Source organism: Streptomyces sp. NPDC003032, from assembly GCF_053591415.1.
In genome coordinates this window covers 1-2043 of the sequence record NZ_JBSFTT010000118.1, presented here as the reverse complement: position 1 = coordinate 2043, position 2043 = coordinate 1, and the positions used below count along the sequence as shown (strand labels likewise).

Sequence of the window (2043 nt, the reverse complement as noted above, 5' to 3'; positions counted from 1 at the left end):
GTGTGTCGTCCAGCATCCGTTATGCCACCTACTGCAGCCGGGGCACGCCGTCCCTGTGCCAGCGGCCACCGTACGAGAGTCTTGTGGACCAGGCACCCATCCCCGGAGCATGAGGCGAGCTGCACTGGCGCCCTCACCTGACGTGGTGCGGGCGCCAGTGTGTTCTTGTCGTGCCTGCAGCCGCTGCTCAGATGGGTCCGTGCCAGTTCGACTCGCAGTGGATGATCCCGCCCGAGGAGTCGGCGTGGCAGGCGCGCGAGGAGACGTTGCGCACCGGGTACTTGCTGTAGAAGTACTCCTTGATCACTCCGCCGGTCTCCGCGCCGCCCGTCGTGCAGTCGAACACGGGAACGTCGCGGTAATGCCAGTGACCGGCCCACTGTCCGCCGTCGTAGATCTCGTAGCGGATCTGGAGCCCGGCGCAGTATCCGTCCGTTTTTGTGTCGGAGGCGTAGGTACTGATTGCGACATTGTTGCCGAGCCGCCACATGGCGACCCCCTGGAAGACACCGCTCACATGGCTCTGCGAGTCCCCGGCATACCCATAGCCGCGATTTCCAGGGAACTGGCCCGACAGGGACCAGTCGTCCGTCGAGTGCGCGCTCGCACTGCCAGGCAGGGCAAGCACCAGCCCTGCAGCCGCGGTGAGCGCGATAAGGATGCGTTTCACGGTTCCCTCTCCTTTGAATGGTGGGCATCGTGCCCTGCGGGCGTTCTCTGATCTACGACAAGGACTTGGAGGGCTACCCTCCAACGATCCGGAAACGACGCCTTGACGACCAAGCCCTGCTCTATCGCGCACACTTGGCCCGGCCACCCGACCACCCGGTCAAGTCGGCTTCGCCCGTCCGAGCCTTCGAGTGCCAGGCGTATGTCCGCGCGACCGTTCTAGGTGCCACGTCAGCTCGGGGTGGATATTGCGACGAAATGGCGTGCCACGAGGTCCATCACCGCGAGGTGGACGCGGCATGCCTGCGCCGAAGATGAGAGGCCGACGGCGCCCCGATCTCACCGTCGGCGCCTACGTCGTCTGCCACAGACGCCGGAGGGCTACTTCCAACCGCTGCACTGGATCGTCGTCTCGAATGGGATGGGATCGCAGAGTCGTGTCAGCCATATTGGTCACGACGGACTACCAGGCTTGCTGCTGGCAAGGCGTTCGCAAGGAAGTGACCTTCCACTCATGCGATCTTCGAAGGTCAGCGGGCCGGCGGCGTGCCGAAGTGCTCGTGCAGTCGCGTCCAGGAATTGCCACGCCCGCAGCATGCGAAGCGGTGTCGGCACCGGTTGCCCGGACGGTCTGCGCCCCATCGTCCGCGCGTAGTCCGAGCGCCGACTGCCGGTTGCCAGTCACGCGCTAAACGCTCAAACGTCGGCGTACTCACCGCCTTGATCAGCCCGTCCGCATGAACAGTCTGAACTGCCGGCCTTCACGAGGTGAGGCAGTTTCCGTGGCCTCTCGCTAAGCTCCGTGGATCTTTCCGCAGGTGCTTGGCTTTCCGACCTCACAGAGGTAAATCATCACGTCAGCCACGTTACGGCCCGTGCCCGCAGTCCCGATCCGGGTGTACTTGTTGGTGTGGGAGTAGTCCCACTTGGTCCCCGTCCACTTGCTGTACGTGGCGTATGGCGCGAACGACCGCCCCCATCCGCAGCTGTTGCTGTAGGCGTCAATAGTGAAGTCCCAGCGAGTGTTGTAGGTGGCCCTGCCCTGACGGTGGGCGACATAGTCGTAGTAGTAGTGTCCCTGCATATGCGCGCAGCGGTCCTTGGTGGATGCCTCGTAATACCCACCTGCCGCGTGCCCCGGCCCGGCGAACCCGACCAGTATGGCCGCCCCCGCAACAGCAACTCCGACTGTGCGAACAGTAGACTTGAGTAAACCTTGCACGAATTTCCCCCTGGGTTACGTCGAGCCGGGTGCTGTAAATTCCCGGAGCACTGAAGTGGACGCAGGCTACGGCGAAGGAGTGCACATCACATCAACCCAGTGCGGTATATGGTCCGTAAACCTGAGATGTACGCCAATGATGTCCCAGTCCG

General features: G+C 63.3%; 1 protein-coding gene. It reads right to left on the bottom strand.

The window, feature by feature from the left end; all coding sequences use genetic code 11:
* Positions 1–187: 187 nt before the first annotated feature.
* Positions 188–670 (bottom strand): hypothetical protein, encoded by a 483-nt coding sequence (locus ACWDZ7_RS42765; RefSeq protein ID WP_451804363.1) that lies wholly within the window; start codon positions 668–670, stop codon positions 188–190.
* Positions 671–2043: the final 1373 nt, after the last annotated feature.